Source organism: Bradyrhizobium campsiandrae (assembly GCF_014529705.1).
In the GTDB taxonomy this organism is placed as follows: domain Bacteria; phylum Pseudomonadota; class Alphaproteobacteria; order Rhizobiales; family Xanthobacteraceae; genus Bradyrhizobium; species Bradyrhizobium campsiandrae.
The window spans coordinates 136,695-159,025 of the sequence record NZ_JAANIH010000011.1 but is presented as its reverse complement, the minus strand read 5'-3'; the positions used below and the strand labels follow the sequence as shown (position 1 = coordinate 159,025).

Genomic DNA, 22,331 nt, shown 5'->3' with positions numbered 1-22,331 from the left:
TTGAATTGCCCTCGCGCGGCCCAAGAACAATCAAGCCAAGAAAAGGAGCGCACACACCGAGAAAAATAGGGAGATTGGAATGCCCGCTGTCACCGGCAAGCTTGCGGCCGCGTCACTGGCGCTCGCGCTCATTGCGGCCACGACCTCCATCGCATCGGCCCAGAAGAAATACGATACCGGCGCGACCGACACCGAGATCAAGGTCGGCAACATCATGCCCTACAGCGGACCGGCTTCCGCCTACGGCCTCATCGGGCGCACCGAAGCCGCCTATTTCAAGAAGATCAACGAGGAAGGCGGCATCAACGGCCGCAAGATCAACTTCATCTCCTACGACGATGCCTATTCGCCGCCGAAGGCGGTCGAGCAGGCCCGCAAGCTGGTCGAGAGCGACGAGGTGCTGTTCATCTTCAACTCGCTCGGCACGCCGTCGAACTCGGCGATCCAGAAATATATGAACTCGAAGAAGGTGCCGCAGATCCTGGTCGCGACCGGCGCTACCAAATGGAACGATCCGAAAAATTTCCCCTGGACCATGGGCTGGCAGCCCTCGTACCAGAGCGAGACGCAGATCTATGCGAAATGGCTGCTCAAGAACAAGCCAGACGCCAAGATTGCCGTGCTGTTCCAGAACGACGACTACGGCAAGGACTATCTCAAGGGCCTCAAGGATGGTCTCGGCGCCAAGGCCGCCTCGATGATCGTTGCGGAGGAAAGCTACGAGACCTCCGAGCCGACCATCGACAGCCATATCATCAAGCTGAAATCGAGCAATGCCGACGTCTTCATGAACATCACGACGCCGAAATTCGCGGCGCAGGCGATCAAGAAGGTCGCGGAGGTCGGCTGGAAACCGCTGCACTTCCTCAACAACGTCTCGGGTAACGTCGGCGCCGTGCTCAAGCCCGCGGGCTTCGAGAACGCGCAGGACATCATCTCCGCCGACTACCTGAAGGACGTGTCGGATCCGCAGTGGAAAGATGATCCCGGCATGAAGGGCTTCCTCGCCTTCATGGACAAATACTTCCCTGAGGGCGACAAGCTCGACCACGGCACCGTCGTCGGCTACGGCGTGGCACAGACGCTGGTCCAGATCCTGAAGCAGTGCGGTGACGATCTCACGCGCGAGAACGTCATGAGGCAGGCCGCCAATCTGAAGGACTTCCGCACCGAAGTGCTGCTGCCGGGCATCCAGATCAACACCTCCCCGACCGACTTTGCCCCGATCAGCCAGCTCCAGCTCGAGCGGTTCAAGGGCGAAAAGTGGGATCTGTTCGGCGACGTGATCAGTGCCGATGTCGGCGGCTAAGCCCATCTAGACGATAGCAAGCCCCCGGCGATCACCTCGCGGGAGGCTTTTGTCGTCGGCCTGTTATCATCACGCGATTGCACAATCGAATGATGGTAAAGGCTGCTTACCCTTTTGCGCTCGATGCGCTAGGCAGGAGAATGGCGACGTCCTCGCCACAGCTCTAGTCTGCCCACGAGTCTGCTGAAGGCCATCGTCATGACCGACCGACGCCCCCTGCTCCGCGCGCTCTACGACGCCGCCGTCGCCGCCGCCCATCCGAGCACGATCCTGGCGCCGCACCTGCGCCCCGCGCCGAGGGGACGCGTCATCTGCCTCGCCGCCGGCAAGGGCGCCGCCGCGATGGCCGCGGCTGCGGAGCGGCATTACCTCGACACGCTCGAGCTCGCGCCGGAACGGCTGGTCGGCATCGCCACCACGCGGCACGGCTATGGCGTCCCGACGCGCCGCATCCGCCTGGTCGAGGCCGGCCATCCCGTGCCCGACGAAGCCGGCCTGAAGGGCGCGGCCGATACGCTCGCGCTCGCGAGCGAGGCCGGCCCTGACGATCTGCTGCTGGTGCTGCTCACCGGCGGCGGCTCGGCGAACTGGATCGCGCCGGTCGAGGGGATCAGCTTTGCGCAGAAGCAGGCGGTCAACAAGGCGCTGCTGCGCTCGGGCGCGCCGATCGGCGAGATGAACATCGTGCGCAAGCATCTGTCGCGCATCAAGGGCGGACGACTGGCGCGCGCCGGCAGGAATGCCGCCGAGATCGTGACGCTCGCGATCTCCGACGTGCCGCATGACGATGCTTCCGCGATCGCCTCGGGTCCGACCGTGCCCGATCCGACCACGCGGGCCGATGCGCGCGCGATCGTCGCGAAGTACAAGCTCAGCGTCGACGATGCCGTCACCCGCGCGCTCGCGGATCCCGCCAACGAGAGCTGCAAGCCTGGCGACACCGCTTTCGCGCGCGCGTCGTTCGAGCTGATCGCGCGCCCCAGGCAATCGCTCGACGCCGCGGTGAAGCTCGCCAAGGACGCCGGCTACGAGACCATCGATCTCGGCGCCGATCTCGAGGGCGAGGCGCGCGAGATCGCGGCCGATCACGCGAGACTCGCGCTGCAGGCCCGCGCACACGGCAAGCGCGTCGCCATCCTCTCCGGCGGCGAGCTCACGGTGACCGTGCGCGGCAATGGACGCGGCGGCCCCAACCAGGAATACGCCCTGGCGCTCGCCTCGCTGTTGAAGGACACGCCAGACATCTCGGCGCTCGCCGGCGACACCGACGGCGCCGACGGCGGCGCCGGCCATCCCACCGACCCCGCCGGCGCGCTGATCGACGCGGCGACGTTCGCGAAAATGAAGGCGCTGGCGCTGCAGCCGCAAGCCTATCTCGACAACAACGACGCGACGACGTTCTTCGAGGCGACCGGCGATCTGCTGCGGCCCGGCCCGACGCTGACCAATGTCAACGACATCAGGGTGATCCTGGTGGATTGAACCGTCCGGCAAGCGGCCGACCGCCGCGCACGGAGCTGTGCCGTGCGGCGGTTACGCCGGCTTGCCGAACGCCTCCCGGTAGGCGGCCGGTGTCGTTGACATCTGCAGTCGGAAATGGTGGCGCATCGTGGCCGTGGTGCCGAAGCCGGCGAGCCCGGCGACCTCCCCGATCGAGGCAGCGGACCCTTCGAGCAGATCGCGCGCTTTGGTCATGCGTTCCGCCAGAAGCCAGCGAGCCGGCGTCATGCCCGTCGCAGCTTCGAAGCGCCGCAGGAACGTCCGCCCGCTCATGCCGGCGCGCTTCGCGAGCGCTGCGACCGAATGGTCTGCTCCGAGGTTTTCCCGCATATGATCGAGCAGGGGACCGAGCCGGGAGCTTTCATCCGGCCTCGGCACCGGCTGAACGACGAACTGCGCCTGGCCACCGTCGCGATGCGCGGGGATGACGAGCCGTCGCGCCACCACATTGGCCGCCCGGGCACCGAAATCCCGGCGGATCAGATGCAGGCAGAGGTCCAGCCCGGCGGCTGTCCCCGCCGATGTCAGCACATCGCCCTCATCGACATAGAGCACGTCAGGCATCACGACGATGCCCGGGAAACGCTCCTCGAGGGCGTCGACATAGCGCCAATGCGTGGTCGCGCGCTTGCCTGTCAGAAGGCCGGCGGCGGCGAGAACGAACGCGCCGGAGCAGAACGACAGGACGCGGGCGCCGCGTGCATGAGCCGCCCTGAGGGCCTTGATCAACCGATCCGGGACCGGGCTGTCTGGTCCGCGCCAGCCGGGCACGACAATCGTTCCGGCCTTGCGCAGCAATTCGAGCCCGCCGTCCGTCGAAAACCGCAAGCCTCCCGTCGCGCGCATCTCTCCATCGTCGACCGCTGCGACGGCGAAGCGATACCAGTCAGGCCCCATCTCGGGTCGCGCCAGCCCGAAGACTTCCACCGCGATTCCGAACTCGAATGTGCAGAGCCGATCATAGGCCAGCGCCACCACCAGCGGATTGCCATGATATTTCGGGGCGTCGGAAATTGGCATGATCTTGACCATATTAGGCATATACGCCACCTGCAAGTCCGGCGTGACCGACGCTAGGGTGAGCCTCACGACATGCCGGAGCACACCATGAGCCTCGTCACCGACTTTCCTGCAGCGAGGGCCGACGTCGCCGCAGACCATTTCGTCAAGCGCCTCTCGGTCGAGACCGACTGCGACGACGTTGCGTCGGCGATGAGAGCCGGCGACCAGGACTTCGTGCTCTTGCATGTGGTCGGATCGCCCGACGCCTACGCGAGGCGGCATGTCCCTGGAGCGCTGCATCTGCGCCACCGCGATATCACGCCCGAACGCATGGCGGAGTGGCCAGGCGACACATTGTTCGTCGTCTATTGCGCCGGTCCCCACTGCAATGGAGCCGATCGGGCGGCCCTTGCGCTCGCGCGTCTCAAGCGCCCGGTCAAGATCATGCTCGGCGGCATCACCGGATGGGCCGACGAAGGCTTGCCTTTCGCGACCGGCCCGGAGCCCGGCAAGCTTCTTTGATCGGACATCGCGCGGGTCGCCGCCCCTCGGAATGGCGCCGTCGACAGGGCGGCCCATGCTTAACACCGGCTTTACGCAGGCGGCCCGTATCCCGATCGCACCGGATTTCTTAACGCGAAATTCGTTGCAACTCCAGGAACTGCCTGCGGAAGGGGCAGATCATGGCGATCGTTCACCCCTGCTCTGCTCTAATGGCCGGCGCGCTTGAGGAGGGCAGGGAGTCATGGACGATCGTGCCAGGCAGGTCGGGAGCCTCGACCCGCTCGTCCTTGGCGGGCTGCTCGACCAGGCCGTCAACAACCTCCGGCTCGGCATCATCCTCTTCAACGGGAACCGCGAGGTCGTCTATTGCAACCGCCGCTACATGGACATCTACGGCCTTTCGCCGGAGCAGGTGCGAACGGGCACGCCGGTCGGTGATCTGATCCAGCATCGGCTCAAGCTCGGGCTGAAGATCCGCGGCGAGGCCGATGCCTATATCCGCGCCCGGACCGAAGGCACGATCGTCAGCGAACGAACCGTGCAGGAATTCGCGGACGGGCGCATCATCGCCTACACCGTCCTGCCCATGCCGGATGGCGGCGGCATGGCCACCCACGAGGACATCACCGAGCGCGAGGAGCTCAGCGCACGGCTGCAACAGCGCAACATGCAGTTCGACATCGCGATCAACAACATGCCGCACGGGCTCTGCTTCTTCGACGCAAGCCACCGGCTGATCGTGTGCAACAAGGACTTCATCGACATGTACGGGCTGCCGCCCGAGCGCGTCCGCCCCGGCACGCCGCTGACCGATATCGTCGACATGCGCTTCGAGGCCGGCAGCGTGCCCGCGATGACGCGGGACGAGTACATGAAATGGCGAACCGGCGTCGTCGTTTCGGCCGAGCCGGTCGACAGCATCATCGAGATGCGCAACGGGCGCACCTTCAAGGTGCGCCATCGCCCGATGCCGGATCTCGGCTGGGTGGCGACCCACGAAGACATCACCGAGCAGCGCCAGGCCGAGCTCAGAATCGCGCATATGGCCCATCACGACGCGCTGACCGATCTCGGTAACCGGGCCTTGCTCAGCCAGAGGCTCGCGCAGGCTTTCGCGTCGGGCCGGGCGTTCGCCGTGCATCACATCGACCTCGACAAATTCAAAGCGGTGAACGACACGCTGGGACATCATGCCGGCGACGCCCTGCTCCGGGGCGTCGGCGAGCGCCTGCGCCGTCTCGCCCGTCCGGGCGATACGATCGCGCGGATGGGCGGCGACGAATTCGTCGTGCTGCAGACCCCGATCGAGAGCGAGGACGAGGCGGAGATCCTCGCGCAAGGGATGATCGCGCAGATGGCGGCCCCTTTCGAGATCGACGACGGGCAGACGATCGCGGGCGCCAGCATCGGCATCGCCATTGCGCCGGCCGACGGCACGACGCCGGAACAATTGCTGCGCAATGCGGACCTTGCGCTTTACCGGGCGAAGAGCGACGGCAGGGGCACGTATCGCCGGTTCGAACCCGCCATGGACGCGCAGGTGCAAAGCCGCCGCGCGCTCGAGCTCGATCTGCGCAAGGCGCTCGCCGGCGGCGAATTCGAGCTGCACTACCAGCCGCTGGTCAGGAGCCGGAACGGCGAGATCAGCGGCTTCGAGGCCCTGATCCGCTGGCGGCATCCGCAGCACGGGCTGATCGCGCCTGGCAGCTTCATTCCGCTCGCGGAGGACACCGGCCTGATCGTGCCGATCGGCGAATGGGTCATCCGGCAGGCTTGCAGGACCGCGAGCCGCTGGCCCGAACACCTCCACGTCGCCGTCAACATTTCCGCGGTTCAGTTCCGCTATGCCGGCCTCGCCGAGGTGATCGTCGGCGCGCTCGCGGCCAGCGGGCTCAAGGCCAGCCGGCTCGAAATCGAGATCACGGAGAGCGTCCTGGTGCAGGACAAGGAAGGGACGCTGGCGATCCTGCACAGGCTGCGCGAACTCGGGGTCCGGATCGCCATGGACGATTTCGGCACCGGCTATTCGTCGCTGACGTACCTGCAATGTTTCCCGTTCGACAAGATCAAGATCGACCGCTCCTTCGTGCGCGACGTTGCGACCGATGCCGGATCGCTCAACATCGTGCGGGCGATCACGGCGCTCGCGAACGGGATGGGAATGACGGCGACCGCCGAGGGCGTCGAGACGCGCGAGCAGCTCGACCGGATCGCGGCGGAGGGTTGCACGGAGATGCAGGGCTATCTGTTCAGCCGCCCCCTGCCCGCGGACGAGATCGAGCGCCGCTTCCTCACCGCGGAAGGACCCGCGATGCCGGACCGGTTCGCCGCGGCGTAACCGACCGGCTGCAGCCCGGCCCGAGGCCCACGCCTCACCGCTTGGCGCCGACGTGTTCCAGCAGGGCGAGCAGGCCCTTCAACAGGTCCGTTGGCGACGGCGGACAGCCGTTGATGTGCAAATCCACCGGAACGGTCTCGGAGACGCCACCGGCACAGGCGTAGCTGCCTCTGAAGATGCCGCCATCGATCGCGCAGCCGCCAACCGCAACGACCCATTTCGGATCGGGCGTTGCGTTGTAGGTCCGCTCCAGCGCCTGTCGCATGTTCTTCGTCACCGGACCCGTGACCAGCAGCACGTCGGCATGGCGCGGCGAAGCGACGAAGCGCAGGCCGAAACGTTCGATGTCGTAGAAGGCGTTGGACAGCGCGTGGATCTCCAGCTCGCAGCCGTTGCAGGACCCGGCGTCGACCTCGCGGATGGCGAGAGAACGACCAAGCCTGGCCTGGGCGGCGCGATCGACTTTCGCGGCGAGCTCCGCCAGCGCCTGATCGTCCGGCGCCGGCGCGGGCTCCGTCAGCGAACCGTAGGTGAGACTTTCGAGCAATGTCTTGCGCATGGCTTAGAGGTCCGCGCCGGAATAGGAGCAGTTGAACGACTTGTTGCAGAGCGGGAAGTCGGCAATGATGTTGCCCTCGATCGCCGTTTCCAGCAGCGGCCACTGGAACCACGACGCATCGCGCAGATGGCAGCGTTCGACGCGCAACGCGCCATCGAGCCGCAGCCAGACCAGAACGTCGCCCCGGAAGGCCTCGGCGAGCGCCATGCCCTCAACTGCACCGCGGCCGTTTCCGGGAGGCAGCGCGGTCTCGAGCGTTCCCGGCCGAAGTCGGTCGAGGATCTGCCCGATCAGCTCGACGCTCTGTTCGACCTCGCGGATTCGAATCCAGACCCGCGCGTTCACATCGCCGGCGTCCAGCACCGGCACCTCGAACGACAATTGGTCGTAGGGCGCGTAAGCCAGCGTGCGTCGTGCATCGAAATTGCGGCCTGAGGCGCGACCGACATAGCCGCCGGCGCCGAACCGGCGCGCATAGTCCGCCTTGACGATACCCGTGGTGACCGTGCGGTCCTGCAAGGACGCCGTGTTGTCGTAGAGCTCGATCAGGCGCGGGAAGACCCTGCGCAGCTCCGCAAGCAGCGCGCGCAACGCGGAAACGCCGTCCGGCGCGATGTCGCGCGTCACGCCGCCGGGCACGATGACGTCCATCATCAGACGATGGCCGAACGCGACGTTCGCGGCGCGCAAGCAGCGCTCGCGCAGAATGCCGGTCTGCGCATGCATCAGCGCGAACGAGGCATCATTGCAGATGGCCCCGATGTCGCCCAGATGATTGGCGAGCCGCTCCAGTTCCGCCATCAGCGCCCGCAGCCAGGTCGCGCGCTGCGGCGCCTCCACGTCCAGCGCGGCCTCGGCAGCGCGCGCAAAGGCGAATGCGTAGGCGACCGCGCTGTCGCCGGAGGTGCGGTTGGCGAGCTTTGCCGCGGCTCTGAGGCTAGCGCCCTGCATCAACGATTCGATGCCCTTGTGGGTGTAGCCGAACCACTGCTCCAACCGCACGACATGCTCACCATTGGCGGTGAAGCGGAAATGGCCGGGCTCGATGATCCCGGCGTGGACCGGGCCGACCGCCACCTGATGCAACCCCTCGCCCTCGGCCGGGAGGAACTGGTAGGGCCGCGTGTCGCGCGATGCGTTGTGGCCGGAGAGCGGATAGGATTTGCCCCACGCATCGTGATCGAGCCAGGGCCGTAAATCTGGCCGCAGATCGTCCGCGAGAGTTGGAACAAGCCCGAACAGATCATGAATGGTCCGTTCCAGCCGAAGCGCCGGCGGATGATGGCTGGCCACGCTTGGAAATGTGCCGGCCGTACACGCGTAGGTCACGACCGCGATCTCGGCCGAGCCGCCGTCGAGCACGGCCATATGCACCGCTTCCGTCTCACCCCAAAAGCCAAGCAGTGTGAGGCTTCCCTCGACCAGTCGATCTATCGCCGCCTGCCAGCCCGCCTCCCCGACGACCGCGCGCGGCCAGGGCCGATGCGACAACACCGCATTCACATGGGGGATGCTGTCGAGGATGCCCATCGCCTACCCCAGCAGCTTCGCGACGTTCTGGAAACCGCTGACCAGCACCGGCGGCAAATAGATGCCGGCCATCAGGACCAGCGCGAGGTGCGTGAACATCGGCACGTAGGAGGCCTCTGCGGGTGCGGTCTTGCCCTTGGGGTCGCCGAACATCACCGGGCCGATCCGCAAGAAAAGCCCGCCGAGCGCGATGATGATGCCGAGCACCAGGATCACGGTCAGCCAGGGCGCGCGGGCGAAGGTCGAGCTCACCACGAGAAACTCGCTCATGAAGATGCCGAGCGGCGGCAGCCCGACAATGGCGATGACGCCGAGCATGAGGCCCCAGCCGAGCGCGGGGTTGGTCGCCGTGAGCCCGCCGATCTCGGCGATCTTCTGTGTGCCCTTGACCTGCGCGATATGGCCGACGGCGAAGAAGATTGCCGACTTCGTCAGCGAATGCATGGTCATGTGCAGCAGCCCCGCGAAATTCGCGAGCGGCCCGCCCATGCCGAAGGCGAAGACGATGATGCCCATATGCTCGATCGAGGAATAGGCGAACATCCGCTTGATGTCGCGGCGCCGATACAGCATCAGCGCGGCGAAGATCACCGAGATCAGGCCCATGGTCACCATCAGAGGACCCGGCGTGATCGCCGCCGAGTTGACCGCGAGCATCATCTTGAAGCGCAGGAGCGCATAGAGCGCGACATTCAGCAACAGGCCCGAGAGCACCGCCGAGATCGGCGTCGGGCCCTCGGCATGCGCATCGGGCAGCCAGGCGTGCAGCGGCGCGAGGCCGACCTTGGTGCCGTAGCCGAGCAGAAGGAAGACGAAGGCGACGTTGAGCAACGCCGGGTCGAATTGTGCGGCGTGCCTGACCAGCACCGTCCACACCATGCCGTCCATCCCCTCGCCCACCACAGGGCGCGCCGCCATATAGACCAGGATCGTGCCGAACAGCGCCAGCGCGATGCCGACGCTCCCGAGGATGAAATATTTCCAGGCGGCTTCCAGCGCCTCATGGGTACGGTAGATGCCAACCATCAGCACGGTCGTCAGCGTCGCCACCTCGACCGCGACCCACATCAGGCCGATATTGTTGGCGATCAGCGCGAGGTTCATCGCCAGCATCAGCATCTGGTACATCGCGTGGTAGAAGCGCAGGAAGGCCGGCGTCAGCCGTCCGGTCTCGATCTCGTGATGGATGTAGCTCGCGCTGAACACGGATGTCGTGAACCCGATGAAGGTCGTCAGCACGATAAAGACCTTGTTGAGGTCGTCGAGCAGCAGATACTGCCCCGAATGCGGCTCGATCACGAACAGCGACAGCGAGGTGAGGAAGGTCGCAAGCGCCGCAACGACGTTGAGCTTCGCCGTCAGCATGTAGCCGGGCAGGATCGCGAGCAGCGCGGCCGAGATGGCCGGGATCAGGAGAATTGCGCCGAGGGCGTCGATGTTCATCGCCGCTCTCCGCGAAAACGATCGAGCGCCTGCACGTCCACGCTGTCAAAACGCTCGCGGATGCGAAACAGGAAGATGCCGATCACAATGAAGGCGATCAGCACCGAGAAGGCGACGCTGATCTCGACCACCAGCGGCATGCCCTTGGCGCCGGTCGCCGCCAGCACCAGCCCGTTCTCCAGCGACATGAAGCCGACGACCTGGCTCACCGCGTTACGCCGCGTCACCATGATCAGGAGCCCAAGCAGCACCACTGACAACGCAAAGGCGAGATCCTCGCGGGCGAGCGCATCCGCACCCGGCGTCACCCGCAGCATCACCACCATCGAAAGCGCGACGAGGCCGATGCCGGCCATCATGGTCAACCCGACGCCGATCACGTTCTCGATCTCGCGATGGATGCCGAGCCGCTTGATGATCCGGTGCAGCGCGACCGGGATGATGACGGCCTTGAAGACCAGCGCGATCAGCGCCGTGACATAAAGATGCGGCGCCTGCTGTACATAAGCCTGCCACGCCACCGACAGCGCCAACACGCCGGCATGCAGCGCATAGACATTGAGCAGCGCGTAGAGCCGGTCCTGGTAGAGCATCATGAAGCTCGCCAGCACGAGGGACCCGGCGAGCAGATGGGCGATGTCGAATTGCAGGCTGCTCATCTTCTAGAGACTCCCCGACACGAAGCGCAGCAGGGTGGCGAGCAATGCCAACATCAGCGCCACGCCCAGGAACTCCGGGATCCGGAACACGCGCATCTTGGCGATCGACGTCTCGAACACGGCGAGCAGAAAGCCGAGGACCGCCAGCTTGCCGAAATAGAGCAGCGCGCCGGAAACGAGCCTCGCAACGCTGGCGTCCGCGGTCGCCGTACCCCATGGCAGGAACACGCAGGCGATCAGCGAGACGTAGAGCAGGAGCTTGAGCTGCGACGACAGATCGATCAGCGCGAGATGACGGCCCGAATATTCCAGCACCATGGCCTCATGGACCATGGTGAGCTCGAGATGGGTGGCGGGGTTGTCGACGGGAATACGGGCATTCTCCGCCAGCGCCACGATGGTCAGGGCGACGAAGGCCATACCAAGCGACACGCGCAGGCCGACTGCATCCGAACCCATGAATTCGGCGACGTAGGAGAGCTGGGTCGAGCCCGCGATCATCGCCACTGAGAAAACGGTGATCAGCATCGCCGGCTCGGCGAGCGAGGCGATCATGACCTCGCGGCTGGAGCCGATGCCGCCGAAGGCCGTACCAACGTCCATGCCGGCGAGCGCCTGGAAGAAACGGGCGCTGCCGAGCAGCGCGATGATGGCGATGAGGTCGGCGGTCCAGGAGAACAGAAGCCCGTTGCCAAAAGTCGGCACCAGCGAGGCGGCCACCCAGGTCCCCGCGAACATCAGATAGGGAATGACGCGGAACAGCCAGGATGCGTTGTCCGCGAGCACGACGTCCTTGCGCATCAGGCGAATGAGGTCGCGATAGGGCTGGAGCAGCGGCGGCCCCCGCCTGCGTAGCAGCCGAGCCTTCACCTTGCGGACGAAGCCGGTGAGCAGCGGCGCGAGCAGCAGCACGAGGCCCATCTGGACGCCTTGCGAGAGGATGTCGCGAAACGCCGTCATAGCGCCACCACCAGGAGCAGCACGATCAAGGCGGCGAAAACGAGCGTCAGATAACTGCGGATGGTGAGGAACTGCAGCAGATTGATGCGCTCGGTGACAAAACCGATCACGGTGGCGATCGGCGCGTAGAGCGCATCCCAGATCAGGTCGCGCATCGCGACCGTCAGCTTGGCCGGCGCCGCCGCCAGCGGCTCCGGCATCTCGCCGATCTCGCGGGCGGCGAAGATCACGCTGCCGAAGACGCGGCGGATCGGCTGCGAGAAGCTGGAGGCCGAATACTGGATCGCCGGATTCGCGTCCGGATAGCCGCAGTCCCAGGCCGGCGCACGGCGCAGGCGATCGGAGGCGAGCCGATGGATGGCGGACGCCGCCGCCGTGCCACAAAACGCCGCGAACAGGAACACCAGCAGGCCGTTATAGGAGCTGCGGCTCTCCGCAATCGGCACGATGGTCAGCCACTGCAGTCCGGCCTGGTGCGGCATGATGTTGCCGACCATGGTCTTGCTCACCGGCGCCAGCGCGTCGATGAACAGGCCGGGCAGGACGCCAGCGAGCAGACAGAGCGCGGCAAGCGCGAGCATCGCGGCAATCGAGAAGCGATCGGTCTCGTGCGCGGATGCGGCAACGTCCGAGCGGGGACGACCGAGGAAGCTGATGCCGTAGAGCTTGACGAAACAGGCGGCGGCCAGCGCGGCGGCGAGCGCCAGCAGTCCGCCGACCGCCGGGATGATCAGCTTCAATCCCCAGCTCGGCAGTTGCGGCGAGAGCAGGATCGCCTGGAAGGTCAGCCATTCCGAGACGAAGCCGTTGAACGGCGGCAACGCGGAGATCGCGACGCAGCCGACCAGAACCGCGAACGCCGTCTTCGGCATGCGATGGATCAAACCGCCGAGCTTCTCCATGTCGCGCACGCCGGTGGCTTCCAGCACCGCGCCGGCGCCGAAGAACAACAGGCTCTTGAACAGCGCGTGATTGAAGACGTGCAGCAGCGCTGCCGTGAAGGCGAGCGCGGCGACCCAGTCGAGCCCCTGCGCCTTGAAGGCGAGCGCCAGACCGAGACCGGTGAAGATGATGCCGATATTTTCGATGGTCGAATACGCAAGCACGCGCTTGATGTCGCGCTGCATCAGCGCATAAAGCACCCCGAGCGTCGCGGTTGGTCCGCCAACGAGCAGCACCACGATGCTCCACCACCACACCGGCTCCGGCAGCAGATCAAAGACGATGCGCACGAAACCGTAGACGGCGACCTTGGTCATCACCCCGCTCATCAGGCCGGAGACGTGGCTTGGAGCAGCGGGATGGGCAAGCGGCAGCCAGGCATGCAGCGGCACCAGGCCGGCCTTGGAGCCGGCGCCCACCAGTGCGAGGATCGCCACCATGGAGGCGAGCGCGGCAGATGGATGCGAGGCTCGGATCGCATCGAAATCGTAACCGGCGCTGCTCGCGAGCAGGCCGAAGGCGAGCAGCAGCGCCAGCGTGCCGAAACTTGCCATCAGAAGGTAGACATAGCCGGCGCGGACATTCTCGGCCTCCCGGTGGTGCGACACGACCATCGCCCAGGAGGTCAGCGACATGAATTCCCAGGCGACCAGGAAGCTGAAGGCATCGTTGGCCAGCACGACGACGTTCATGGCTGCGAGATAGGCAGGATAGAACGGCAGCACGCGGCCAGGAGAGTCCTCGTGCCGGCCGTAGCCGAGCGCGAACAGACTCGCCGCCAAGCCGCCGAGATTGATCACGACAAGAAAGAAGGCGGACAGCGCATCGAGCCGGAAATGGGCCCCGAGCCAGGGCAGCCCGACCGGCAGTGTCGCGCTCAACACGGGATGCGCGGGATCGAGCAAATGAAGCAGCGCGGTAACGCAGAGCGTCGCAGTGACAACGAGGCAGGCGCCATAGAGCACGACCGAGCCGCGCGGACGCATCGACAGCGCGATTCCGGCAGGCGCCAGCGCCAGCAGCACCGCCACTGACCATAGCGCCACCGCGATCATGGCCGCTCCTCGATCATGATCCGCGCGCGCGCCGTCATCGCTGTTGGCCGCCCGCGCTCGGGGGTGGAGACTTCAGCCGCACACCGCGGCCCCCGGCGCTCGAGGTCGCCCCTTCGGCGATCAGTTCGACGCCGGCAACCGATAGCGCCTCGACCAGCTTCACCAGGGAATCGACATTGCCGCGGATCAGCCCTTCGGAAGCCTCCATGCGCTGGATCGTCGGCAGCGACAGCGAACAGAGCTGAGCGAGTTCGCGCTGATCGATCCTCAGCAGGGCACGGGCGGCTCGAAGCTGCGCGGCGGTGATCACGGGCTGTCCGTGGCAATTACAGTGATTGATTTAGCAAGCGTAGAGCACGCAAAGTGATGTTTCAAGCATCATTTTCTATATGCAGCGCATCATTCCGTCGGACGCCGACGGAGCTACGCCCAAGGCATGACGGCCGCACCCATGCGACGAGATTCCGGGGGCGCGCTCGCACGCGCGGGCGAGAATGACGGCCCCGCTCAAAACTCGTTGGCGATCTTCGAGAGCATCTCGAGCAGGGCTTCGCGATTGGCCTGGCCCAGCAGCTCGTTGAGCCGCGACTCGTGCTTGGTGGCGACCAGCTTCTTGGCGCGCGTCAGCACGGCCTTGCCCTTGTCGGTCAGGACCAGGATGTGCGAGCGGCGGTCGTTGGTGGAGCGGATCCGGGCGCAGAGGTCGCGGCTCTCGAGATTGTCGAGCAGGGCGACGAAGTTCGGCCGCAGGATGCCCAGGGTGGAGGCGATCTCGGTCTGATTCCGGCCGGGGTTCTTCTCCACCAGCAGCAGCACCGAGAACTGCGCCGGGGTGAGCTGGAGCGAGGCCATGCAACGCAGGAAGTTCTCGAACACCTTGAGCTGCGCCCGCTTCAGCACGTAGCCGAGCTGCTCGGAAAGCTCGCCGAGCTGAAGCGCCTCGGGCAGGCCTTCGGCAGTGTCCTTGCGGCCCTTGGCGGCGTCACCAGCCTTTTCAGAGGACTTTTCAGCGGTTTTGGAAACGGTCATCGCCTCGTGCTCGTAATCCCGTTAAATTCGGGACGGGTCGTCCGCCCACCCTTGATGTTATATTTGATAATTGTTATGGACCATATCAAATATCGTCAGCGTATTTCAATGGCTGTGAGGGGACCATCCACCGCAATCGCGGCGACCGGTCCCTAATCTTCGAGGGGGAGCGTCCGGTCTTGAACACCACCATCATGCTGTTCCTGCTGCAGGACGGCATCACCAATGGCGCGATCTATGCGCTGCTCGGCCTGGCGCTGGTGCTGGTGTTCGCCGTCACCCGCGTCATCCTCATCCCGCAGGGCGAGTTCGTCACCTATGGCGCGCTGACCTACGCCTCGCTGGCCTCGGGCCAGATGCCGGGCACGGCCAAGCTGGCGCTGGCCATGGGCATCGCCGCCTGCGCCTTCGACCTGTTTGTGGCCCGCAAGGCGCTGCATGGCCGGCTGATCCTGCGCAGCGTTCTCGCCAACATCGTGTTGCCGGCCGCCGTGCTCGCGCTGACGATTTACTTCGCGGCGCAGAAGCCGCCCGTCGCGGTCTGCATCGCGCTGTCGCTGGTGATCGTCGCCATGATCGGCCTCTATCTCTACCGCGTCGCGTTCCAGCCGCTGGCGCACACCTCGGTGCTGGTGCTGCTGATCGCATCAGTGGGCACGCATCTGGCACTTCAGGGCCTCGGCCTGTTGTTCTTCGGCGCCGAGGGCCAGCGCGGACCGGCGGTGCTGTCGGGCGCCTTTACCGCGGGCTCGCTGCGCTTCACCGGCCAGAGCCTCACGGTCTACGGCATCACCATCGCCTTTATCGTCGGCCTCTGGCTGTTCTTCGGCCTGACGCTCTACGGCAAGGCGCTACGCGCCACCGCCGTCAACCGGCTCGGGGCGCGGCTCGCCGGCATCCGCACCACGCTGTCGGGCCAGATCGCCTTCCTGCTGGCGTCCGTCATCGGCGCGCTGTCGGGCATCATGATCGTGCCGATCACGACGCTCTATTATGACAGCGGCTTCCTGATCGGCCTGAAGGGCTTCGTCGCCGCGATCATCGGCGGTCTCGTCAGCTATCCGCTCACGGCGGTGGCGGCCCTGTTCGTCGGCACCGTCGAGGCGTTCTCGTCCTTCTATGCCTCCAACTACAAGGAGGTGATCGTGTTCATGCTCCTGATTCCCGTGCTGCTGCTGCGCTCGCTGGCTGCGCCCGCGGTCGAAGAAGAGAAGGACTGACGCCACAATGCAGAGCCGTCTTCCCATCCTCGTCTTCGCGTTTGTCATGGCCGCGATCCCGTTCGTCCCGGGAATGCCGCCGTTCTGGATCGTGCTGCTCGACAATATCGGCCTTTCTGCGCTGGTCGCGATGGGCCTCGTGCTGCTGACGGGCGTCGGCGGCCTGACCTCGTTCGGCCAAGCCGCCTTTGTCGGCTTCGGCGCCTACACCACGGCGCTGCTGACGACGGCGTACGGCCTGTCGCCCTGGCTGACCTTGCCGCTGTCCCTCGTGGTCAGCGGTTTGCTGGCGGTGCTGCTCGGCCTGGTCACGGTCCGCCTCTCCGGCCATTATCTGCCGCTCGGCACGCTGGCCTGGGGGCTCGGCCTGTTCTACCTGTTCAGCAAGCTGGAGGTCTTGGGCCGCAACGACGGCATCTCGGCGATCCCGCCGCTGTCGATCGGCTCGTTCAGGATGCTCTCACCGGGCTCGATCTATTTTGCGATCTGGGTCGCGGTGATCCTCTCGGCTCTGCTGACGATGAACCTGTTGGATTCCCGCACCGGCCGCGCCATCCGTGCGCTCCGCCGCGGCCATGTCGCGGCCGAAGCCTTCGGCGTGCATACGCCGCGCGCCAAGCTCTTGGTGTTCATCCACGCCGCCGTGCTCGCCGGCCTGTCCGGCTGGCTCTACGCGCATTTGCAGCGCGCGGTGAATCCGACGCCGTTCGGAGCGCAGGCCGGCATCGAATATCTCTTCATCGCGGTGGTCGGCGGCGCCGGCTATGTCTGGGGCGGCGTGCTGGGCGCGGCGATCGTCGTGGTCCTGAAAGAAGTGCTGCAGAGCTATCTGCCGCTGATCCTGCCCGGCTCCGGCCAGGTCGAGACCATCGTGTTCGGCATCATGCTGGTGGCGCTGCTGCAGCTTGCGCCCGGCGGCGTCTGGCCCTGGCTGATGTCGTTCCTGCCCGAAAGGTCCGGCGGCAGGAAACCCGATACCTCGCTGAAGCTGGAGCAGCGTCCGCGCGCATCCGGCGAGGCCAGCATCCTCCTTCAGGTCGAAAAAGCGCGAAAACAGTTCGGCGGCGTGGTCGCGGTCAACAACGTCTCCTTCGACGTTCAGGCCCGCGAGATCGTCGCGCTGATCGGACCGAACGGCGCCGGCAAGAGCACCACCTTCAACCTGATCACCGGCGTGCTGTCGGCAACCTCGGGCTCGATCTCGGTGCTCGGCAGGAAGGTCGATCGCGCGCCGCCGCAGGAGATCGTCAAGCTCGGCATCAGCAGGACCTTCCAGCACGTCAAGCTGGTGCCCGACATGACCGTGCTGGAGAACGTTGCCATTGGCGCGCATCTGCGCGGCCATTCCGGTCCCGTCGCCGCGATGCTGCGGCTCGACCGGGCCGACGAGGCAAAACTGCTGGCGGAAGCGGCGCGGCAGATCGAGCGCGTCGGGCTCACTGACCAGATGCATCAGCTCGCAGGCTCGCTGTCGCTCGGCCAGCAGCGTATCGTCGAGATCGCGCGCGCGCTCTGCGTCGACCCGCTGCTGCTGCTGCTCGACGAGCCGGCCGCGGGCCTGCGCCACATGGAGAAGCAGCAGCTCGCCAAGCTGCTGCGCGACTTGCGCGACGGCGGCATGTCCGTCCTTTTGGTCGAACACGACATGGGCTTCGTGATGAACCTCGCCGACCGCATCGTGGTGCTCGATTTCGGCACCAAGATCGCGGAAGGCACACCCGCCACGATCAAGACCAATCCCGAAGTGATCAAGGCCTATCTCGGAGTGGCGGCATGAGCGCGCTGTTGTCAGTCACCGACGCGCATGTCGCCTATGGCAAGGTCGAGGCCGTGCGCTCGGTTTCGCTTCAAGTCGGCCAGAACGAGATCGTCACCATCGTCGGCGCCAACGGCGCCGGCAAGACCACGCTGCTGTCGGCGATCATGGGCGTTTTGCCGCTGAAGGGCCGCGTCGCCTTTGCCGGCCAGGACCTGGCGCAGCTCGACATCGAGGACCGCGTTGCGATGGGGCTCGGGTTGGTCCCCGAGCACCGCGAATTGTTCGTCACCATGAATGTCGAGGACAATCTCGAGCTGGGTGCTTTCCGCATCGAGCGGAGCCGGGCGAAGGCCTCGATCGAGCGGATCTACGCGCAGTTTCCGCGCCTGAAGGAGCGGCGCAAGCAGCTCGCCGGCACACTGTCCGGCGGCGAGCAGCAGATGCTCGCGATGGGCCGCGCGCTGATGGGTGAGCCAAAGCTGTTGATGCTGGACGAGCCGAGCCTCGGGCTCGCGCCGATCATCGTCGCCGATATCTTCCGCATCGTCAGCGAGCTCAAGGCCAGCGGCGTCTCCGTGCTGCTGGTCGAGCAGAACGCGCAAGCTGCGCTCAAGATCGCCGACCGGGCCTATGTGATGGAGCTCGGCGAGTTCGTGCTCAGCGGCAAGGCCAGCGACATCGCAGCGAATGAGCGGGTGGCGGCAAGCTATCTGGGCTTCCAGCACGAAGGTGAAAGCGCGATCTAGGCCCTCTGCGCGGTCTTCACGAATCCCCAGCCGGCGATCGCGGCCATCAGCAGCGAGATCAGCACATTGTAGCCGGCGAGCGAGAGGCCGAGGAAGCGCCACTGCACCTCGTCGCAGCGTACCACCTTGACGGTGTCGAGCCGGGACAGCAGGTCGCCGGCACTGCCGAGATTGCCGACAGGACCCGTGCAATCGGTCGGCCCCTTCCAGAACCCCCATTCGACGCCCGCGTGATAGGTGCCGAGGCCGGCATTGGCGAGCACCACCAGCGCAAGGATTGCGAGCCCCGCCAGCAGCAGCGCCCGCGGCGCCCCGCCCCGCGCCGCCAGTGCCGTAAGCGCACCGAGCGGGATCGCGACGTAATAGGCATAACGCTGCTCGAGACAGAGCGGACAGGGCAGGATCTGCAGGACCAGCTGGAAGAACCAGGCCCCCGCGATCGTCGCCGCCGCGATCAGGGTCACGGCCAGCGAGGCGGTCAACGCGGGGCCACCGGCGGCGGGGCGAAACGCTGATATTGCGGCACTCTGGGTCGTCACGGCGGTCTCTCCGGCTGGAGCTTTGGTTTAAGCCTCTAGCCCCGGCCCAGCTCCCTGTCGAGAACGGCTGACATCACTTTGGCGCGGGTTGACCGCGTCCTTCCCATGGCTATAGTCCGCCGGCTTCGCGACGCTCTCCTTCCGGAGGGGCCGACCGAGGGCCCCTGTGGCGGAACTGGTAGACGCGCTCGACTCAAAATCGAGTTCCGCAAGGAGTGCTGGTTCGATTCCGGCCAGGGGCACCAAGTATAAAACATAAGCAATAACAATAGCTTGCGACCCTGGTTCGATTCCTGATTTTTCAGTGGAATTTGGGCGGCGCATTTGAAAACGTTAGTAAAAGTTCGCGGAAGCGCCCGCTGCAGCCGATCGTTTTGCTGGTATTTTTGCTGGTATCTAGGGGCAAACGTTGACGGCGAATTTCGCGATTCCCGAACGAGGAAATTGAGTAGATAGCCCGCAAGAACGATGGCGAGAGCGCCAAGACCATCGTCAATCTCATTCGGCAACAGCGTAAGAAACTTGAGGTGGCGTGCTCGAATCAGTTGAAGGTCGCAAGCCGTTCACAGGCAAGATCGACAAGGCGATCCTCGAACAGCTTCAGTTTTCGCGCTGCTGAAGCTTCGCCGCCTGTCCATGTCTTGAGCGCTGTCTTGATCGATTCCCGATCCGCAGCAACGCCGTCATTTTTGAATGAGCTAGTCTGCAGCGGTGGTGCGAGGAATAAGGCGCCGTTTGTGCGCGCGATCAAGGACGCGTTCGGAGCGAGGCTGCGGGAGCGGGTGAAGCGCGCGCGAAGCTAAAGCTTGTGCTTGCCGAGCCACGACCTGATCGAACGCCCGATCTCCGCGCCGGAATCCTCCTGGAGGAAATGCCGCCCCTTCACGGTAACCTCATCCTGATTTTTCCATCCGCGGCAAAACTCGCGGCGTGCGCCATGCAGGATCGCACCGGGATCGCCGTTGATGAACAATTTTGGAATCTCGTTCTCGGCCATCCATGCCGAATAGACGTCGACCATATCTACGATATGCAGCGGCTCGCCTTCGATCGGCAATTGTCGCGGCCATGACAATGTCGGCCAGCGATCCTCGCGCTTCAGGAACGGCTTGCGATATTCGGTCTTTTCCGGCTCCGACAGCCCGCGCAGAATCGAGCCAAACAACACGCGCTCGACAAACATGTTCTGATCCAGGATCATGTCTTCGCCCTTGTCCGAGCGGAAGCCCTGGAACAGCGGAATGGCGGTCGGGCTCCAGTCGTCCCACTTGGGGTACCGGCTGACGATCGCCTCCATATAGGCGATCCCCGCGACCCTGTTGGGGTGGCTATAGGCCCAGTTGAACCCCAGCGCCGAACCCCAGTCGTGAATGACCAGCACGATCTTCTCGCGTGGTCCGACAAGCTCGTTGATCAGCGTCCAAAGATAGGTCCGGTGCGTCTCGAACGTGTAGGTCTTTGGGCCGGGATCAGGCAGTTTCTCGGACTCACCCATTCCGATCAGATCGGGCGCGATGAGGCGGCCACAGCCGTGAAGCTCGGCGATGACGTCTCGCCAGAGATAGGACGACGTGGGATTTCCGTGAAGGAAGACGATCGGAACGCCCTGACCCTCATCATAATAGGCCATCCTCTTGCCGAGAATGTTGGCGGTCTTCTTGGGTAGCGCTGCATCACTCATGTGCTCACCTGTCGGATTCTAGTGCTTCGATGCCGTGCCCTTGCGGCGCGCCGCGGCGTTATCCAAAACGGCCGACGCCATGTCCTTTGCCAGCATGAAGGGTGAAGTGTCCCCCAACGTGTGAGAAAGCGACAGCGCGCCTTGAAAAATCAGGTTGAGCTGTTTGGCGACACGTGCGGGCTCGGCGAAGCCTGCCTGCTTGCAAAGCTCGAGGAATTTCGCCTCCCCAAGCGACGCTGCGCATCGCCCGAGCGCGACGATATCCGCATCTTTTCCCGCATATTCCTGCGCAGCCTTCACGCCGAGGCAGCCGCGTGTCAGCATCCTGCCGGCGACCTTGCGCACATCGAAGAACGCGACGATCTGCTCCCGGGGCTCGCTGATATGTGCGACCGGACCGAAGAGCTGCTGCACGACGGCCTCGCCATAGAGCGTCAGCACGGCCTCGATCAGGTCTGCCTTCGACAGGAAATATTTGTAGAGCGTCCGCTTGGATATGCCGCTTCCGGCGAGTGCTGCTTCCATGCTCGTCGCGTGAAAGCCGCTCTCGTAGAACCGGCCGAACGCATATTTCACGATTTCGAGCTTCTTGCCTTCGAGCTCCACGTCTTCGCTCATCGCATCATCCTCACGAACCTGTGCGCCGCTGTCCCGGCGAATTCAATTGCCAATGTAAACGACATCGTTTACCTGTCAAGCCATGGTAAACGATACCGTTTACTTTTGCGACAACGACCGTGCCACCGCGGACCTCGGGAGACCACGCTCAAATGACTGATCTTTTAGAAAAGGTGCTCGATGTACATGGCGGCCTGGACAATTGGCGCCACGTGCGCACCGTCAATTTTCGACTGACGTTCCGCGGTGCTGCGCTTGCGATCAAAGGGCGGCCTGAGGGCCTGCGCGATGTTCTCGTCAAGGTCGACACGCGTCGTCAACGCACGTTGATCACGCCTTATCCCGTGCCTGGCAGCCGCAGCATCTTCGACGATGGTCGCGTGACGATCCAGACCGATGCCGGCGTGAAGACGGCAGGCCTCGACAACGCACGCCAGTCCTTTGAGGGCCATCAGCACGAAACGCCATGGACGGAGCAGCAATTCCTCTACTTCGTCGGCTACGCTTTGAACAACTACATGACGATGCCGTTCCTGCTCGCCGGGGATGGCGTGCGACGCGAGGAGATCGCGCCACACGAAGAGCATGGCGAGACCTGGCGCGTGCTTCAAGTGAGCTTTCCGGCCACCATTCACGTGCACTGCACGGAGCAGAAGTTCTATTTCAACGATACGGGCTATCTCGTGCGCAATGATTACGCGCCCGATGTCTCCCGCGGCATAGCCGCGCACTACACGTTCGATCACAAGAATTTCGACGGCTTCATCTTTCCGACCCATCGGCGCGTGGTCATGCGCGATGCGAACAATCGCACACTTCTGACAGGGCCCTCGATCTTCAGGCTCGACATCGAATCCGTGGTCGTCTCGCGAGACTAGGTCGCGGATCTCCATCAATCACCCCACCTCTCCCACTTCAACCAGTGCAGGACTCCTTAT

At 64.8% G+C, this 22,331-nt stretch carries 21 protein-coding genes and 1 tRNA gene; 9 read left to right on the top strand and 13 right to left on the bottom strand.

Features of this window, described 5'->3' with window-relative positions:
* Window positions 1-79: 79 nt before the first annotated feature.
* Window positions 80-1,309 carry an ABC transporter substrate-binding protein gene (locus tag G8O24_RS10900; protein ID WP_188099010.1) on the top strand — a complete coding sequence of 410 codons (1,230 nt, stop codon included), beginning with the start codon at window positions 80-82 and terminating at the stop codon, window positions 1,307-1,309.
* 198 nt (window positions 1,310-1,507) lie between these two features.
* Window positions 1,508-2,791 (top strand): glycerate kinase type-2 family protein, encoded by a 1,284-nt coding sequence (locus tag G8O24_RS10895; RefSeq protein WP_188099008.1) that lies wholly within the window; start codon window positions 1,508-1,510, stop codon window positions 2,789-2,791.
* A 51-nt stretch (window positions 2,792-2,842) separates the two neighbouring features.
* Here the strand turns inward: G8O24_RS10895 and ftrA are convergent, their stop codons facing one another.
* Window positions 2,843-3,850 (bottom strand): transcriptional regulator FtrA, encoded by a 1,008-nt coding sequence (ftrA, locus tag G8O24_RS10890; RefSeq protein ID WP_188099006.1) that lies wholly within the window; start codon window positions 3,848-3,850, stop codon window positions 2,843-2,845.
* A 66-nt stretch (window positions 3,851-3,916) separates the two neighbouring features.
* On the opposite strand from ftrA, the gene G8O24_RS10885 reads away from it, so the two are divergent.
* Both G8O24_RS10885 and G8O24_RS10880 read left to right on the top strand, forming a co-directional pair.
* Window positions 3,917-4,333, top strand: a complete 417-nt coding sequence (locus G8O24_RS10885) for a rhodanese-like domain-containing protein (protein WP_188099004.1) — start codon at window positions 3,917-3,919, stop codon at window positions 4,331-4,333.
* 223 nt (window positions 4,334-4,556) lie between these two features.
* Entirely contained in the window at window positions 4,557-6,653 is a 2,097-nt protein-coding gene (locus tag G8O24_RS10880) for a sensor domain-containing protein (RefSeq protein ID WP_188099002.1), read from the top strand.
* Window positions 6,654-6,687: 34 nt separating this feature from the next.
* On the opposite strand, the gene G8O24_RS10875 is transcribed toward G8O24_RS10880, so the two are convergent.
* From G8O24_RS10875 to G8O24_RS10840, 8 genes are all read right to left on the bottom strand, one after another.
* Window positions 6,688-7,212, bottom strand: a complete 525-nt coding sequence (locus tag G8O24_RS10875; RefSeq protein WP_188099000.1) for an NADH-quinone oxidoreductase subunit B family protein — start codon at window positions 7,210-7,212, stop codon at window positions 6,688-6,690.
* A gap of 3 nt (window positions 7,213-7,215) precedes the next feature.
* A complete protein-coding gene (locus tag G8O24_RS10870; protein ID WP_188098998.1) occupies window positions 7,216-8,742 on the bottom strand; it encodes a hydrogenase large subunit in 1,527 nt (508 codons plus the stop codon).
* A 3-nt stretch (window positions 8,743-8,745) separates the two neighbouring features.
* On the bottom strand, window positions 8,746-10,185 hold the full coding sequence (locus G8O24_RS10865; protein ID WP_188098996.1) for a hydrogenase 4 subunit F: 1,440 nt from the start codon (window positions 10,183-10,185) through the stop codon (window positions 8,746-8,748).
* Window positions 10,182-10,844: a hydrogenase-4 component E gene (locus G8O24_RS10860; RefSeq protein WP_188098995.1), complete on the bottom strand. Its 663-nt coding sequence runs from the start codon at window positions 10,842-10,844 to the stop codon at window positions 10,182-10,184. Before G8O24_RS10860 ends, G8O24_RS10865 begins: the two co-directional genes overlap by 4 nt.
* Before the next feature lie 3 nt (window positions 10,845-10,847).
* The gene (locus G8O24_RS10855; RefSeq protein ID WP_188098993.1) at window positions 10,848-11,804 is read right to left on the bottom strand and encodes a respiratory chain complex I subunit 1 family protein; all 957 of its coding nucleotides are present in this window, start codon (window positions 11,802-11,804) and stop codon (window positions 10,848-10,850) included.
* Window positions 11,801-13,801 carry a hydrogenase 4 subunit B gene (gene hyfB, locus G8O24_RS10850; RefSeq protein WP_188098991.1) on the bottom strand — a complete coding sequence of 667 codons (2,001 nt, stop codon included), beginning with the start codon at window positions 13,799-13,801 and terminating at the stop codon, window positions 11,801-11,803. Before hyfB ends, G8O24_RS10855 begins: the two co-directional genes overlap by 4 nt.
* Before the next feature lie 34 nt (window positions 13,802-13,835).
* Window positions 13,836-14,111 (bottom strand): transcriptional regulator, encoded by a 276-nt coding sequence (locus G8O24_RS10845; RefSeq protein ID WP_188098990.1) that lies wholly within the window; start codon window positions 14,109-14,111, stop codon window positions 13,836-13,838.
* Window positions 14,112-14,308: 197 nt separating this feature from the next.
* A complete protein-coding gene (locus G8O24_RS10840; RefSeq protein ID WP_188098988.1) occupies window positions 14,309-14,830 on the bottom strand; it encodes a MarR family winged helix-turn-helix transcriptional regulator in 522 nt (173 codons plus the stop codon).
* A 179-nt stretch (window positions 14,831-15,009) separates the two neighbouring features.
* On the opposite strand from G8O24_RS10840, the gene G8O24_RS10835 reads away from it, so the two are divergent.
* The 3 genes from G8O24_RS10835 to G8O24_RS10825 are packed head-to-tail and all read left to right on the top strand — an operon-like array spanning window position 15,010 to window position 18,555.
* Entirely contained in the window at window positions 15,010-16,050 is a 1,041-nt protein-coding gene (locus tag G8O24_RS10835; protein ID WP_188098986.1) for a branched-chain amino acid ABC transporter permease, read from the top strand.
* A gap of 7 nt (window positions 16,051-16,057) precedes the next feature.
* Window positions 16,058-17,827 carry a branched-chain amino acid ABC transporter ATP-binding protein/permease gene (locus G8O24_RS10830; RefSeq protein WP_188098985.1) on the top strand — a complete coding sequence of 590 codons (1,770 nt, stop codon included), beginning with the start codon at window positions 16,058-16,060 and terminating at the stop codon, window positions 17,825-17,827.
* The gene (locus G8O24_RS10825; protein ID WP_188098983.1) at window positions 17,824-18,555 is read left to right on the top strand and encodes an ABC transporter ATP-binding protein; all 732 of its coding nucleotides are present in this window, start codon (window positions 17,824-17,826) and stop codon (window positions 18,553-18,555) included. Before G8O24_RS10830 ends, G8O24_RS10825 begins: the two co-directional genes overlap by 4 nt.
* Here the strand turns inward: G8O24_RS10825 and G8O24_RS10820 are convergent.
* Window positions 18,552-19,094, bottom strand: a complete 543-nt coding sequence (locus tag G8O24_RS10820) for a disulfide bond formation protein B (protein WP_188098982.1) — start codon at window positions 19,092-19,094, stop codon at window positions 18,552-18,554. The genes G8O24_RS10825 and G8O24_RS10820 overlap by 4 nt on opposite strands.
* 160 nt (window positions 19,095-19,254) lie before the next feature.
* On the opposite strand from G8O24_RS10820, the gene G8O24_RS10815 reads away from it, so the two are divergent.
* A tRNA-Leu gene (locus G8O24_RS10815) sits at window positions 19,255-19,339 on the top strand.
* A gap of 296 nt (window positions 19,340-19,635) precedes the next feature.
* Here G8O24_RS10815 and G8O24_RS10810 read toward each other — a convergent pair.
* Genes G8O24_RS10810 through G8O24_RS10800 form a run of 3 tightly spaced genes read right to left on the bottom strand, consistent with a single transcriptional unit; the run spans window position 19,636 to window position 21,393 of the window.
* Window positions 19,636-19,845 (bottom strand): hypothetical protein, encoded by a 210-nt coding sequence (locus tag G8O24_RS10810; protein WP_188098980.1) that lies wholly within the window; start codon window positions 19,843-19,845, stop codon window positions 19,636-19,638.
* A 48-nt stretch (window positions 19,846-19,893) separates the two neighbouring features.
* Window positions 19,894-20,775: a haloalkane dehalogenase gene (locus G8O24_RS10805; RefSeq protein WP_188098979.1), complete on the bottom strand. Its 882-nt coding sequence runs from the start codon at window positions 20,773-20,775 to the stop codon at window positions 19,894-19,896.
* Window positions 20,776-20,793: 18 nt separating this feature from the next.
* Complete coding sequence (locus tag G8O24_RS10800; protein WP_188098977.1) at window positions 20,794-21,393, bottom strand: TetR/AcrR family transcriptional regulator; 600 nt, start codon at window positions 21,391-21,393, stop codon at window positions 20,794-20,796.
* A gap of 152 nt (window positions 21,394-21,545) precedes the next feature.
* Here G8O24_RS10800 and G8O24_RS10795 point away from each other — a divergent pair, with 152 nt between their 5' ends.
* Window positions 21,546-22,271, top strand: a complete 726-nt coding sequence (locus tag G8O24_RS10795) for a hypothetical protein (protein WP_188098976.1) — start codon at window positions 21,546-21,548, stop codon at window positions 22,269-22,271.
* Window positions 22,272-22,331: the final 60 nt, after the last annotated feature.